We start from the raw sequence: 13,491 nt of genomic DNA, 5'->3' as shown, positions 1-13,491 counted from the left end.
GCGTTACAGGACAAAGAAGTCCATGTGCGCGATCATCGACTTATGCCCCGGAGTTTCCGAAAGCGTGAGCAAAGGGTTGATCCGGATCGCTCCGCGCGCCGTGTCTCCGGTAAAGGAACGCTTTCGACAGCGGATGAGGAGCTGCTGCGCACTCTGTACGCGGAGCACGCAGGGCCCCTGTTCCACTACGTGCTGCGACTGACCTCGGGAGACCGGCAATGGGCGGAGGATGTGGTGCAGGAGACGCTGCTGCGGGCGTGGCAGCACCCCGCCGCGTTCGAGCCCGCACGCGGCCCGGCCCGGGCATGGCTGTGCACGGTCGCCCGGCATCTGGTGATCGACGCCCACCGGGCCCGGCGGGCCAGACCGGCCGAGGCCGGCGGCGAGGCGCTGGAGCGGGCCGCCGAGCAGACACCGGGCGAGGACGAGATCGAGCAGGCACTGCAGAGCTGGGCGGTCGCCGACGCCCTGCGGGCGCTGTCCCCGGATCACCGCGCGGTGCTGCTGGAGACCTACTACCGCGGGCGGACCATGGCGGAGGCCGCGCAGGTGCTGGGTATTCCGCTGGGCACCGTGAAGTCACGGACGTACTACGCCCTGCACGCCCTGCGGCTGGCACTCCAGGAGCGGGGGATCGAGCCGTGACCGTGGTGGGCGGGAGGTGGCGACCGTGAGTACGGAGCATGACGACCTCCGGCTGGCGCTGGGTGGATACGTCCTGGGCACCCTGCCCTCGGCGGAGATCGAACAGGTACGCGTCCACCTCGCCGAATGCGACGAGTGCAGGGCCGAACACGCCCGGCTGTCGGGACTGCCCGCGCTGCTGGCGACCGTGACCGAGGCCGAAGCCGCGGGCCGGGCGATGCCGACGGCCGACGGCGACCTGGCCGACCGGCTGGTGGCTCACGCGGCCGAGAGCGCGCAGGTCTCCTCGCCCGCACCGCCTGTGGTGGCGGCACCACCACAGGCGGGCGTGCTGGAGAGCCTGCTGCAGCGGGCCGCGGCCCGGCGGCGCAGGAGCCTGCGCCTGCAACTGGCCGGCGCCGCCGCCTCCCTGACGTTCGTCGCGGCAGCGGTCGGCGGTACTTGGCTGGCGACGGTCGGATCCGTGACCAGTCAGGCGACGCCGCCCGGGGCGACCGCGCCGACGGCCTGGCGCACGTTCTCCGGAAGCGACCCCGCCACCGGTGTCACCGCCTCGGTGCAGGTCTACCCCTCCGCCTGGGGGAGTGTCCTACAGGTCCACGCCAAGGGAGCGCCCGCCGGAATCACCTGCCGGCTCCAGGCCGTTGGGCCCGGCGGCGCCAGGGCGGACGGCGCCACCTGGCGGGCCGGCACATACTCTCCCGGCACCACGGTCCCAGGGGCGGTCGCCATGTCCCCGGGGGACATCCAGCACTTCGAGATCCTCGCGGGCGACGGCCAGAAGCTGGTCACCATCCGGTCGTGAGGCGCTGTCCGGACGTGTGGCGCCGAGATCGAGGCCCCTACGGCTCGCCGCCAACCAGCCCGCCCCGTAAGCGACTTGACGTCGGCCGTAACTGACCCACAAGAATCCTGGCAAAAGGTGCGAACAGTTCGAACCATCGGATACGTCCCGTCCGTGGAACTGAATGAGCGCACCCATGCAGGACCGGTACACCGGCCCCCCGACCTGTCGGCGGTCTCCCCCGTTCCGGTCTCCGCACCTCCACGGAAGAGCCAGAAGACCATGTTCGTGACCGATTCGCCCCGCCCGAGTTCCCTGCCCGGCAGGCCCAGCCACCACCAGGCGCTGCTCACCCTGCCCGCGCAGGAGGCGCACGTCTCCGCCGCTCGGCACTTCACGGCCGATCTGCTGGAGGCCTGGAGCGTGCCCGCGAGCGAGCGGGACTCCGCCGTTCTCATCGTCGACGAACTCGCCGCCAACGCCGCCCAGTACGGCCGTGAGCACATGACGCTGTCGCTCGCCCTCGACCACGGCACTCTGCACATCGTGGTCACCGACTCCGGCATGACGGTGGAGCGCCGTCCCCGCGACACGGCTCCCGACGAGCACGGCCGCGGCACCGGCATCGTCCAGTACCTCGCCCAGTCGACCGAGGTCCACCAGACGCGCGGCGGCCGCGAGGTCCGCGCCTGCCTGAGGTGTTCGGCATGACCGGCCCGGGCGGCCCGGGCGGTCCGGGCGAGCCGCGGCACCGGGTCACCGCACGACCCCGCGAGTGGGCCCTGGCGACCCACAAGCCGTGTCCCGTCGACGGCTGCCCGGGACCGGCCAGGGTTCCCATGCGGTCCACGGCGCATCCGTCGGCCCTCGATCACGGCGAGCCCGGCGACCCCGGTGACGACACGGCGCCGTGCCGACGCTGCGGCACCGGCCCCCGCGCCTACGCGAACGCGCCCGAGCTGCGCCGCGAGATGCACCGGCTGCTGGCGCTCGGGGCCGAACGAGACGGCCGCCGGGCCGGGCCCGTCACCGGCCCCCCGGTCGACGCGAGGGCCGCCGAACGGGCCTGGCTGCTGCGCAGGGCCGCCCTCATGGACCGGATGGCCCTGGGCGGCGGCTCCGGCCCGGCCGCGGCCGCCGCGGAAACCGCCGAGCAACTCGTCCGGTACGACCGCCGCCATCCCGACCTGGTGGCCGGCCCGTACCACCCCGACGCGATCACGCTCGCCCGCAGGCGTCTGCGCTACGTCCGCCAGGAGTACGCCGCCTGGACGGCCGCCGGGTGCCCCGGAAGCTGAACCGCCTGCCGCTTATCCGTGCAGCTCGGCGTACGCCTCCGCGCTGCTGTCCTTCAGGAACTGCCAGCACCGCTCGTTCTCATCCTTCTCGCCGATCTCACCGGCGGCGCGGGCGAGCGCGGCGAGGCAGCGCAGGAAGCCCCGGTTGGCCCGGTGCTCCCAGGGAACGGGGCCGTGCCCCTTCCACCCGGCGCGGCGCAGGGCGTCAAGCCCGCGGTGGTAGCCGGTACGCGCGTAGGCGTACGACTCGACGACCGCGCCGCGCTCGAAGGCCTCGTCGGCGAGCAGCGCCCAGGCCGGCGAGAAGGTCGGGAACTTCGCCGCCACCTCGACGGGAGCCAGCGACTCCTCGCCCAGCAGGCGGTACGCCTCTTCGTTCTCCGGCAGATACGTCGGCTCCGGACCGCCGAGCAGGTTCGTGTGCGTCGTCATGGCGCAAGTCTGCCACCGCCGAGAGCGTCCCCCCACGTCCCGCCGGCTTCCGCGGGGCCGTCCCGGGGGAGGGTGTGGTCCGTCCGGCGGCGGGCGCCCTTGCCGTTTCCGGGTTACGTTGCGGAAGATGCGGGTGGGGACCGGGGCCCCCGTGTCGACAACGGCAGGGGCGGACCGCTACCCGGAGTACACAACAGGAGACAGCGATGTCCCTTCAGGCTCAGCCCGACGAGGCTTCGGAGCCCGAGACCCCGCATCTCGACTTCGCGGGCACGACGCCGTACGAGGACTACGTCAGGGCGGACGTGCTCACCCACCTCCAGCACACCCTCTCCGACGATCCCGGAGAGATGGTGTTCCTGGTCACGACCCAGGTCATGGAGCTGTGGTTCACCGTCATCGTCCACGAGTGGGAGACCGCGGGGACCGCCCTGCGCGGCGACGACATCCCCACCGCGATCAACGCGCTGAAGCGTTCCACCCGGGAACTGGAGGCGCTGAACGCCTCCTGGAAACCGCTCGGCCAGCTCACCCCCGCCCAGTTCAACTCCTACCGCTCCGCCCTCGGCGAGGGCTCCGGCTTCCAGTCGGCGATGTACCGGCGGATGGAGTTCCTGCTCGGCGAGAAGTCCGCGTCCATGCTCGTCCCGCACCGCGGCGCCCCCCGCGTCCACGCGGAACTGGAGAAGGCCCTGTACGAGCCGAGCCTGTACGACGAGGTGGTACGGCTCCTCGCGCGCCGCGGACACCTGGTCCCGGACGCGGTGCTCCACCGTGACGTGTCCCGGCGGTACGACCCCTCGGACGCCGTCGAGGCCGCCTGGACGGCCGTCTACTCGGGCGACGGGGACGCCGAACTCGCCCGGCTCGGAGAGGCGTTGACCGACGTCGCCGAACTGGTCTGGCGCTGGCGCAACGACCATCTGGTCGCCACCCGCCGTGCCATGGGCGCCAAGGCCGGCACCGGCGGCTCGGCCGGGGTCGCCTGGCTGGAGAAGCGCGCCCGCAAGAACGTGTTCCCGGAGCTGTGGACGGCGAGGTCCCATGTCTGAACTGGCCCTGAGGGCACAGAAGCTGGACGCGGAGGACGAGCTCGCCGGCGTGCGCTCCCGTTTCGTCCTCGACACGGTGTCCGATCACGCGGCCGACGCCGCGGGCGTCTATCTCGACGGCAATTCGCTGGGCGCCCTGCCCGCGCACGTCCCCGGCCGGGTCGAGGACGTGGTCCGGCGCCAGTGGGGCGAGCTGCGCATCCGGTCCTGGGACGAGAGCGGCTGGTGGACGGCGCCGGAGCGGATCGGCGACCGGATCGCCCCGCTGGTCGGCGCGGCGGCCGGCCAGATCGTGGTCGGCGACTCCACAAGTGTCAACGTCTTCAAGGCACTTGTGGGCGCGGTACGGCTCGCGGGGGAGGGGCGGACCGAGATCCTGGTCGACGCGACCACCTTCCCCACCGACGGTTACATCGCCGAGTCGGCGGCCCGGCTCACCGGCCGTACGCTGCGTCCGGTGGCTCCGGCGGACGTGCGCACCGCGCTGAGCGACCGTACGGCCGCCGTCCTGCTCAACCACGTCGACTACCGCACCGGCCGGCTGCACGACCTGCCGTCCCTCACCGCCGCGATCCACGCGGCCGGGGCCGTGGCCGTCTGGGACCTGTGCCACAGCGCGGGCGCGCTCCCGGTCGGCCTCGACGAGCACGGGGTCGACCTGGCGGTCGGCTGCACCTACAAGTACCTGAACGGCGGCCCGGGTTCACCGGCGTACCTGTACGTCCGCCGCGACCTCCAGGACCGCTTCGACTCGCCGCTGCCCGGCTGGAACTCGCACGCCGAGCCGTTCGGCATGAGCCCGGCCTACACCCCGGCCCCGGGCGCGGTACGCGGTCGCGTCGGCACCCCGGACATCCTCTCCATGCTGGCCCTGGAGGCGGCGCTGGAGGTCTGGGACGAGGTGCCGGTGGCCGCCGTACGGGAGAAGTCCCTGGCCCTGACGGACTTCTTCCTGGAGTGCGTCGAGGCGTACCTGCCGGCCGGCCGCGTCGAGTGCGTGACCCCGGTGGCGCACGAGGAGCGCGGCAGCCAGATCGCGCTGCGCTGCCCGGACGCCGGGGACGTGATGAAGCGGCTGATCGAGCGCGGGGTGGTCGGCGACTTCCGGCACCCCGACGTCCTCCGCTTCGGCTTCACCCCGCTGTACGTCGGTTTCGCGGACACGGAACGGGCGGCGCGGGTGCTCGGGGAGGTGGCGGGAGCGGCGCCGTCCAACGGGACGAGAGCGCTGTGACGAGCCTCGCGACGGGTGACATGACGACATAGTGACCCGGGTGGGAAGGCCGGGACGGTACAGAACCGTGTAATCCTCACCGTGCGTGACATCCACGTGTCGCCGCACGTCACCGGCCTGATACCGTCCCGGCCAACGGCCGAATTCCCCACCTGGTCCGCCAATGTAATTACGTCGCTGAGAGGTTGGAGCATGCCGGACGACGCCGCAGCAGAACGGGCCGCCGCCGAGGAGGAGTCGGCCTTCTCGCACCCGCACGTCGAGCCCGACGCCACGGCGGCCTACGGCGACCACCCCGACCAGGTGATCGACTTCTACGTCCCGCGCGGTGACGAGGCCATGGCCCCGCTGGTCGTGGTCCTGCACGGCGGCGCGTGGCGGGCACCGTACGACCGCGGCCACGTCACCCCCTTCGCCGACTTCCTGGCCCGGCGCGGCTTCGCGGTGGCCAACGTCGAGTACCGGCGCGGCGCGACGCTTCCCGCGCAGGGTGGCTCGGCCCCGGTGGCCGGCCGCTGGCCGGACACCTTCGACGACATCGCGGCCGCGCTGGACGTCCTGCCCGCGCTGGCCCGCGAGGCGCTGCCCCAGGCCGACCTGCGCCGCACGGTCCTCACCGGTCACTCGGCCGGCGGCCACCTGGCGCTGTGGGCGGCGGCCCGGCACGTCCTCCCGGCGGACGCCGCGTGGCGCACGTCCGGCCCGGCGTCGCTGCGGGGCGTGGTGGCCCTGGCCCCGATCGCGGACTTCGCGGTGGCGGAGAAGCTGGAGGTCTGCGGCCACGCGGCGCTCCAACTCCTCGGCGGCGTGGACCAGTTCACCGACCGGCAGCGCTATGCCGACCCGGCGCTGCTGCTCCCCACGGGCATCGCGACCACCCTGGTCCAGGGCCGCACGGACGACGTCGTCCCGCAGGCGGTCGCCGAGTCCTACGCGGAGGCGGCGGCGAAGGCGGGCGAGGTGGTGGGGCTGACGCTGCTGGAGGACGTCGGCCACTTCCCGCTGATCGACCCGGCGGCGGACGCGTGCGCGGTGGTGGCGGAGGAGATCGCCCAACTGGCGTATTGAGCCCGGCCGGCCTTGTGTTCGGGCCGACCTGCCGGGATCAGCCGAGCTGCCGTGCCAGTCTCGGCCGACCTGCCTTGCCGGGCGGACCTGCCGTGCCGACCTGCCGGGCCGAGCTGCCGGGCGGACCTGCCGTGCCGACCTGCCGGGCCGAGCTGCCGTGCCGGGCGGACCTGCCGTGCCGGGCGGACCTGCCGTGCCGACCTGGCGCGCCGGGCCGACCTCGTGACGACCTGCCCCCGAGCCTCCCCCGCATACCCGTAGTACCTGAGAGCTACCCGCCAGGTGAGTTCTCTGGCGGGACGCGAACGACGTCGCCCGCTCCGTAATTTCCCGATCAGACAAGCCCGACGGCCGGGCGGACTGAACGGGGAGGGGCCGACCATGACGGGGGAGCGGGAGAGGTCTGACCGGGGGCACGGGAACTGGCGTCACAGGCTGCGCCGCACCACGCTCGCCGCCCTCCTCACCGCGGCCGTGGTCCTGCCCCTCTCCGCGGCCACCCGGCCCCCGATCCCGGCTCCGGCACCGGCCGACCTCTCCGCACCCCTCACCCCGGCCGCCGTCACCACCGCCTACCAGGCCAACCGCGAGAACGCCGTCGAGGCCGCCCGCATGGCCGCCGCCCACGGCGACCCCTCCCGCGCCGCCGCCGACCGCGCCCTCGCCTCCCCCTCCCGCCGTCTCCTCCACTTCGACGCCCGCGGGACCGGCCAGGCCACCGAGGTCTTCGGCGACCTGGCGCACGCCGGCCGCGTCGCCGTCCTCGTCCCCGGCTCCGACACCACCCTCGACACCTACGCACGGTTCCACACCGCGGCCGAGTCCCTCTACCGGCACCTCACCGGCGGGCACCCACGGACCCGGACCGCCGTCGTCGCCTGGCTCGGCTACCGGACCCCCGCCACCATCAGCACCACCGTCCTCACCCCGGGCCGGGCCGACCAGGCCGCCCCGCACCTGCGCGCGTTCATCCGTGAACTGCGCTCCCTCACCGCCCCCGGGCCGGCGGCGGTCTCCCTCCTCTGCCACTCCTACGGCACGGTGGTCTGCGCCCGGGCCGCCCCCACCCTCACCGGCCTGGGTGTCACCGACATCGCGCTGGTCGGCAGTCCCGGCACCGGCGCCGACTCGGTCACGGCCCTGCACACGTCCGCCCGTGTCTGGGCGGCCCGAGGCGCCGGTGACTGGATAGCCGAGGTCCCGCACATCACCGCCGACCTCCTCGGCACCACCGTCGGTTTCGGCACCGACCCCGTGTCCCCGGCCTTCGGCGCCCGCGTCTTCGCGGCGGGCCCCGGCGGCCACAGCGACTACTTCACCCCGGGCTCGGTCTCGCTGGCCAACCTCGCCCGGATCGTCCTCGGCGAGACCACGGAGGTCACCCGTGCCTGAGTCACCGCCACCCCGCCTCCCGAACCGCATACGCCTTCTCGCCCACCGCATCGACGCCGCCACCCCACCCGACCGGGACCGCGCCGTGGACGCCCTCCGCGCGTTCGCCATCCTCGGTGTGGTGCTCGGCCACTGGCTGGTCACGGCGCTGGTGGCGGACGGCGACACGCTGCACACCAGCAGCCCCCTCCAGCAGTTGCCCTGGCTGGCCCCGATCTCCTGGATTTTCCAGTCCCTGGCGGTGTTCTTCCTGGTCGGCGGGCATGTGGCAACCCGCAGTCACCTCACCGCCCAGGCCGACGGCACCCCCTACCACCGTTGGCTGAAGTCCCGGCTGTCCCGTCTCTTCAAGCCGGTCGCCGCGGTCCTGACCCTCTGGACGGTCGCGACCACCGCCCTCCTGCTCTCCGGCACCGACGTCACCACCGTCCACACCCTCGCCAAACTCGCCCTGTCCCCACTCTGGTTCCTCGTGGTCTTCGCGGCACTCACGGCGGCGACCCCGCTCGTCGCCCGGCTCAACCCCCTGTGGCCGCTGGCCGTCGTCCTGCATGTGGACCTTCTCCGTTTCGGCTTCGGCGCTCCGGCCGCCCTCGGCTGGGTGAACCTGGCGGCGGGCTGGCTGGTGCCGTACACCCTGGGCGCCGCCTGGACCCGTGGCGAACTGGACCAGCCACGCGCCGGCTGGGTCCTGCTCGTCGGCGGTACGGCGGCGACGGCCGGGCTCGTCGCGTGCGCGGGCTATCCGGCCTCGATGGTCGGCGTTCCCGGCGCATCCGTCTCCAACCTCAACCCGCCCACGCTGGCCGCCGTCACCTTCGGCCTGGCCCAGTGCGGCTTGGCCCTGCTGCTGCGCGAGCGGCTGCGTCGCACGATGCGCCGCCCGCTCGCCTGGGCGGCGGTGGCCCTGGTGAACCTCTCCGCGATGACGATCTTCCTCTGGCACCAGACGGCCCTGATGGCGACCACCGCCACCGGCCTCCTGTTCGGCCGCCTCCCCGGTCTCCACACGCCCCCCGACCACCCCACCTGGGCCGCGGCCCGTCTGATGTGGCTCCCGGTCTTCGTCCTGGCGCTCGCCGTCTGCTGGGCGGCGTTCCACACGTACGAGCGCCCCGGCACGCCACACCGCCGCCGCACCCGCTCGCGTGTCGCCGTCTCCCGGCCGGACACCACCCGCCCGCACATCACGGACCACCGCTCGTCCGATCGGGCGACACCGATCGGAGCCCGTCGTGTCTAGGCTGGCCGACGTGACGGAAACGGGGAGCCGGCGGGCGTTCGCGGACCGCGTCCTGCTCGGGCTGCGGATCCTGCGGGACGACCTGTGCACCGTCCGGGCGGACCCGCTGCCCCCCTCGGTGTGGCTGCGCTGGCTGCCGCACGGGGTGCTGTGGCTGGCGGCGGTCGGCATCATGTTCGGCGGCCTCGCCGAGGTGCAGAACCACGGGCGTCTGGGCTTCGGCGGCGCCTTCCTGATCGCGCTCTCGCAGGGCGGCGCGGTCGTCCTCGCCATGTCGCGGCCGATCCCGGCGTGGTGGCTGTCGACGGGCGGCATGCTGGTGGGCGCGGTGACGCTGCTCGACCGGCTGGACATGCCCCCGGGAATGCGGTTCGCCTGGCCGTGGACGGTGTCCGGGATCATCGCGCAGCTGCTGGTCATGCTGCTCCTCGCGCTACGGGTCCGGTTCCGGGTGGCCGTCGAGGCGCTGGTGCTGACCGCGCTCGTCACCTTCTTCCTGGAGGGACAGCTGGGCGCGCGGCCGCATGTGTCCACCGCGGTGGTGACCGTCGCGCTGTCCGCGGTGGTCGTCCCGTTCGGCGCGGCGCTGCGCGGCCGCCGCGAGGCACGCGCGGAGCTCAGCCACCAGGCCACGCTGACCGCCGAGGAGCGGGCCCGGCGCACGCTGCTGGAGGAGCGCAGCCGGATCGCGCGCGAACTGCACGACGTGGTGGCCCACCACATGTCGGTCATCTCCATCCAGGCCCAGGTCGCCCCCCACCTGGTGGACAACCCGTCGGACGAGCTGCGCGAGAACCTCGACGGCATCCGGCACAACGCCCTGGAGGCGCTGACCGAACTGCGCAGAGTCCTGGGCGTCCTGCGCGCGGAGAGCCCCGACGAGGACGCGCCCGACGACGCCGGCGTCGGCCCGCACAGCCCGCAACCGACCCTGGACCGGCTGGACGCGCTGGTCGAGAACACCAGGGCGGCCGGCCTGACGGTCACCGCGCGGATCGTCGGCGACAGCCGCCCGCTGCCGCCGGGCGTGGAACTGTCGGCGTACCGGATCGTGCAGGAGGCCCTGAGCAACGTCCTGCGGCACGCGCCGGGGGCCACCGCCCATGTAGAGATCGAGTACATGTCGTACGGGCTGCTGGTGGGGGTCGGCAACACCCGGCCGACCCGCCCCGCTCCGCCGTCGCCGGGTGCCGGGCACGGACTGCTCGGCATGCGGGAGCGGGCGGCGATGCTGGGCGGCGCGCTGACGGCGGAACCCCGGCCGGACGGCGGCTACCAGGTCTTCGCACGGCTTCCGGCCGCCGGCGCCGACGCGGCCCTGGCGCCCCGCCGCACCCCCGGCATCCTGCCCGGTGCCTCCGATCGCACCGGCACCATCCCTGCCCTTGATTCGAAGGACGGCCGCGCATGACGAGCAGCAATGGCAGCAGCCCCATCCGCGTGGTCATCGCCGACGACCAGCAGATGGTCCGGCAGGGCTTCACCGTGCTGCTGAACGCCCAGCCCGGCATCGAGGTGGTCGGCCAGGCCGTGGACGGGCTGGAAGCCGTGGTGAAGGTCGCCGAACTCACCCCGGACGTCGTCCTCATGGACATCCGCATGCCCGAGCTCAACGGCATCGAGGCCACCCGCCGGATCGTCGGCGAACGCCCGGACATCAAGGTGCTGGTGCTGACCACCTTCGACCTGGACGAGTACGTGTACGAGGCGTTGCGGGCCGGGGCCTCCGGGTTCCTGCTCAAGGACGCGTCCGCGGACCAGCTCGCCGAGGCGGTCCGGGTGGTGGCGGCCGGCGACGCGCTGCTCGCGCCGGGCGTCACCCGTCGGCTGATCGCCCAGTTCTCCCAGCTGGACGGCGGCGGGGTGCGCGCCCCGCTGAAGACACGCGTCGGAGATCTGACCGAGCGCGAGACGGAGGTCCTCGCGCTGATCGCGCAGGGGCTGTCGAACGCGGAGATCGCCGAGCGGCTGGTCGTCGCCGAGCAGACCGTGAAGACCCATGTGGGCCGCATCCTGGTGAAGCTGGGCCTCCGGGACCGCACCCAGGCGGCGGTGTTCGCGTACGAGTCGGGGCTGGTACGGCCGTCGGGATACTGACGGCCCGGAGCCCTGTGGTGACGCTGCGGCCGGAACCCCGCCGGACCCCCGTAGTACCTGAGGGGGATGCCGGAGAACCCGTCTCACTGGTGACGACGGCGACCCCGCCCGCCGCATACCGTCGTGTACGTGACCGAGACGACCCAGACGCACGCGATGCCATCGGAGCCGCCGGACGGCGCGTTCGAGCCGTACAAGCCGCGCAGTCCGGAGGTCCGGGCCGCGCTGGACGCCCTGCGCAGGCTGCGGCAGGACCTCTTCCAGGATGCCTTCGCCTACCGGCCGTTGCCCCCGTTGAGCAGCGACGGTCCGCGCATCCGCCGCCTGTCCGGCCGCATGCGGGAGTACGCGGTCTGGACCCCGCATCTCGCGGTGGCCGCGGCCGGCATGGTGGCGCTGCTGACGACCGTCACCGACCGCTCGCCGGGATCGGCCGGGGGCCTGCTGGCCGGCCTGATCGTCCTGGCACCCGTGCTGCTGACGCTGGCGCGCCCGGTCGCCGCCTTCTGGCTGTCGCTCGTCGCGAGTTGGGCCGGCACCCTGCTGGGCAGCTCCTGGGACGAGTGGCCGTGGACGCTGGGCAACTTCATCTCCCACCTGGTGGTGCTCACGGTCGTCGCCGTCCGCACCCGGCCGCGCACGGCGGCCTGGATGTGGGCGATCACCGCGTTCTACGGTTTCGCGTTCGTCTCGGTCCTCGGCGGCAGCCACTACACCAACGACGTCGGCCCGATGCTGGTCGTCTCCGCGATAGCCCTGCTGACCGTCACCGTCCGGCAGATCCGCCGGGAGGCCGAACAGACGGTGACCGCCCAGCAGTCGCAGACGGCACACGAGCGGTCCCGGCGCACGCTCCTCGAGGAGCGCACGACGATCGCCCGTGAACTGCACGACGTGGTGGCCCATCACATGTCCGTCGTCGCCATCCAGGCGGAGGCCGCCCCGTACCGGGTGGAGAACCCGCCGCCTGAGCTGGAGAAGGCGTTCGTCACGATCCGGGAGAACGCGGTGGCGGCGCTCACCGAGCTGCGCCGGGTGCTGGGCGTGGTCCGTGCCGAGGACTACGAGGCGCCGGACGCCCCGCAGCCCACCCTCGCCGACCTGGACGGCCTGCTCGCCAATGTCCGGGAGGCGGGTCTGACCGTCGACAAGGGGGTGACCGGTGCGGTCCGTGAACTCCCGCAGGGCGTGGAGCTGTCGGCGTACCGCATAGTCCAGGAGGCTCTCAGCAACACCCTGCGCCACGCGCCGGGTGCCTCCGCCCGGGTGGAGATCGGATACGTCATCGGCGGCCTCGGCCTGCGCATAGTCAACGGGCCCCCGCCCCGGCCCGCCCTCCTCAAGCCCTCTCCCGGCGCCGGCCACGGCATCACGGGCATGCGGGAGCGCGTGTCGATGCTGAACGGCGAGATGACAGCGGCCCCGACGGCCGAGGGAGGCTACGAGGTGACGGTCTTCCTGCCGGCCGTCGCCCTTACCGAAGGTGATGCATGACCATCCGCGTACTGATCGCGGACGACCAGATGATGGTGCGCGAGGGCTTCTCGGTCCTGCTGAACGCGATGCCGGACATCGAGGTCGTCGGCGAGGCGGTCAACGGCCGTGAGGCGGTGGACCGCGTCCGTGAACTCGCCCCCGACGTGGTCCTGATGGACATCCGGATGCCCGAGCTGAACGGCATCGAGGCGACGAGGGAGATCGTGGCCCTCGACAGCACGGCCAAGGTCCTGGTCCTGACGACCTTCGACCTGGACGAGTACGTCTACCAGGCCCTGCGCGCCGGAGCCTCCGGCTTCCTCCTCAAGGACGCCTCGGCCCGCCAACTGGCGGAAGGCGTGCGGGTGGTGGCGGCGGGCGAGGCCCTCCTCGCCCCGTCGGTGACCAAACGCCTGATCACGGAGTTCTCCAAACTCTCCGGCACCCCGCGTCTGATGCCCACGGCCCACGCGGCCTACGGCGACCTCACCGACCGCGAGACGGAGGTCCTGGTCCTCATCGCCCAGGGCCTCTCGAACGCGGAGATGGCCGAACGCCTGGTGGTGGCCGAGTCCACGATCAAGACCCACGTCAGCCGCATCCTGGTCAAGCTGGGCCTGCGCGACCGGACCCAGGCGGCGGTCTTCGCATACGAGGCACGCCTGGTGACACCGGGCTAGCGGCCGAGGGGGCGGGCTCGAGCCGGAGCGGCGCCATGCTCGGTGGCCCCCGCAATGATCACCTCAAGGCCGGTGAAACCGATCCGCCAG

Annotated in this window: 14 protein-coding genes; 13 read left to right on the top strand and 1 reads right to left on the bottom strand. The window is 73.1% G+C overall.

Features of this window, described 5'->3' with window-relative positions; all coding sequences use genetic code 11:
* The first annotated feature begins 42 nt into the window (after positions 1-42).
* From AB0N16_RS25690 to AB0N16_RS25675, 4 genes are all read left to right on the top strand, one after another.
* Positions 43-645 carry a sigma-70 family RNA polymerase sigma factor gene (locus AB0N16_RS25690; RefSeq protein ID WP_365800463.1) on the top strand — a complete coding sequence of 201 codons (603 nt, stop codon included), beginning with the start codon at positions 43-45 and terminating at the stop codon, positions 643-645.
* Between the two features lie 25 nt (positions 646-670).
* A complete protein-coding gene (locus tag AB0N16_RS25685) occupies positions 671-1,450 on the top strand; it encodes a zf-HC2 domain-containing protein (RefSeq protein ID WP_365800461.1) in 780 nt (259 codons plus the stop codon).
* 261 nt (positions 1,451-1,711) lie between these two features.
* Positions 1,712-2,140 (top strand): ATP-binding protein, encoded by a 429-nt coding sequence (locus AB0N16_RS25680; protein ID WP_365800459.1) that lies wholly within the window; start codon positions 1,712-1,714, stop codon positions 2,138-2,140.
* Positions 2,137-2,727: a hypothetical protein gene (locus AB0N16_RS25675; protein WP_365800457.1), complete on the top strand. Its 591-nt coding sequence runs from the start codon at positions 2,137-2,139 to the stop codon at positions 2,725-2,727. Before AB0N16_RS25680 ends, AB0N16_RS25675 begins: the two co-directional genes overlap by 4 nt.
* Before the next feature lie 12 nt (positions 2,728-2,739).
* Here the strand turns inward: AB0N16_RS25675 and AB0N16_RS25670 are convergent, their stop codons facing one another.
* A complete protein-coding gene (locus AB0N16_RS25670) occupies positions 2,740-3,159 on the bottom strand; it encodes a DUF3151 domain-containing protein (RefSeq protein WP_365800455.1) in 420 nt (139 codons plus the stop codon).
* A 206-nt stretch (positions 3,160-3,365) separates the two neighbouring features.
* On the opposite strand from AB0N16_RS25670, the gene AB0N16_RS25665 reads away from it, so the two are divergent.
* The 9 genes from AB0N16_RS25665 (at position 3,366) to AB0N16_RS25625 (ending at position 13,401) form a co-directional block, all read left to right on the top strand.
* Entirely contained in the window at positions 3,366-4,211 is an 846-nt protein-coding gene (locus tag AB0N16_RS25665) for a tryptophan 2,3-dioxygenase family protein (RefSeq protein WP_365800453.1), read from the top strand.
* Entirely contained in the window at positions 4,204-5,445 is a 1,242-nt protein-coding gene (gene kynU, locus AB0N16_RS25660) for a kynureninase (protein ID WP_365800451.1), read from the top strand. The genes AB0N16_RS25665 and kynU overlap by 8 nt, the downstream gene beginning before the upstream one ends.
* Before the next feature lie 192 nt (positions 5,446-5,637).
* Positions 5,638-6,513 (top strand): alpha/beta hydrolase, encoded by an 876-nt coding sequence (locus tag AB0N16_RS25655; protein ID WP_365800449.1) that lies wholly within the window; start codon positions 5,638-5,640, stop codon positions 6,511-6,513.
* Positions 6,514-6,894: 381 nt separating this feature from the next.
* Entirely contained in the window at positions 6,895-7,905 is a 1,011-nt protein-coding gene (locus tag AB0N16_RS25650) for an alpha/beta hydrolase (RefSeq protein WP_365800447.1), read from the top strand.
* The gene (locus AB0N16_RS25645; protein ID WP_365800445.1) at positions 7,898-9,148 is read left to right on the top strand and encodes an acyltransferase; all 1,251 of its coding nucleotides are present in this window, start codon (positions 7,898-7,900) and stop codon (positions 9,146-9,148) included. Before AB0N16_RS25650 ends, AB0N16_RS25645 begins: the two co-directional genes overlap by 8 nt.
* A 10-nt stretch (positions 9,149-9,158) precedes the next feature.
* The gene (locus AB0N16_RS25640) at positions 9,159-10,559 is read left to right on the top strand and encodes a sensor histidine kinase (protein WP_365800443.1); all 1,401 of its coding nucleotides are present in this window, start codon (positions 9,159-9,161) and stop codon (positions 10,557-10,559) included.
* Complete coding sequence (locus tag AB0N16_RS25635) at positions 10,556-11,245, top strand: response regulator transcription factor (protein WP_365800441.1); 690 nt, start codon at positions 10,556-10,558, stop codon at positions 11,243-11,245. Before AB0N16_RS25640 ends, AB0N16_RS25635 begins: the two co-directional genes overlap by 4 nt.
* 156 nt (positions 11,246-11,401) lie before the next feature.
* On the top strand, positions 11,402-12,739 hold the full coding sequence (locus tag AB0N16_RS25630) for a histidine kinase (protein ID WP_365800638.1): 1,338 nt from the start codon (positions 11,402-11,404) through the stop codon (positions 12,737-12,739).
* Positions 12,736-13,401: a response regulator transcription factor gene (locus tag AB0N16_RS25625; RefSeq protein WP_365800439.1), complete on the top strand. Its 666-nt coding sequence runs from the start codon at positions 12,736-12,738 to the stop codon at positions 13,399-13,401. Before AB0N16_RS25630 ends, AB0N16_RS25625 begins: the two co-directional genes overlap by 4 nt.
* Positions 13,402-13,491: the final 90 nt, after the last annotated feature.

The sequence above is a fragment of the Streptomyces sp. NPDC051105 genome (assembly GCF_040682795.1).
Classification (GTDB): domain Bacteria; phylum Actinomycetota; class Actinomycetes; order Streptomycetales; family Streptomycetaceae; genus Streptomyces.
The sequence above is the reverse complement of the archived record's forward strand: the minus strand, read 5'-3'. Positions and strand labels throughout refer to the sequence as shown.